Origin of the sequence: Streptomyces sp. SID3212, from assembly GCF_009865405.1 — a bacterium.
Lineage (GTDB): Bacteria > Actinomycetota > Actinomycetes > Streptomycetales > Streptomycetaceae > Streptomyces.
The window spans coordinates 1-252 of the sequence record NZ_WWJY01000033.1; the positions used below are offsets into that span (position 1 = coordinate 1).

Here is a 252-nt window from a genome sequence, read left to right on the forward strand (position 1 = left end):
GACGGCGAGCGTCGTGTTGAGGGGCGGCGGCCCGCTCCGCTCGCGCAACTCGGCCAGGCGCCGTCGGGCCGCCTCGTGGACCTCGGCCGGCGGATACGCCACCGGCCCGTCGAAGTACCGCCCGTACAGCACCCCGGTCAGCGGATCGACCGCGGAGCCCGCCGCGTTGGCCACGACGAGCGCGGCGACGGTGATCCCGGAGCCCAGGACCGTACTCGCCGTGCCGACCCCGCCCTTGAGGGGGCCGACGAG

General features: G+C 76.6%; 1 protein-coding gene. It reads right to left on the reverse strand.

Annotated elements, in window-relative coordinates:
• Positions 1–252, reverse strand: a 252-nt coding sequence (locus GT042_RS01285) for a P1 family peptidase (RefSeq protein WP_202532201.1), incomplete at both ends; no start/stop codon positions are given.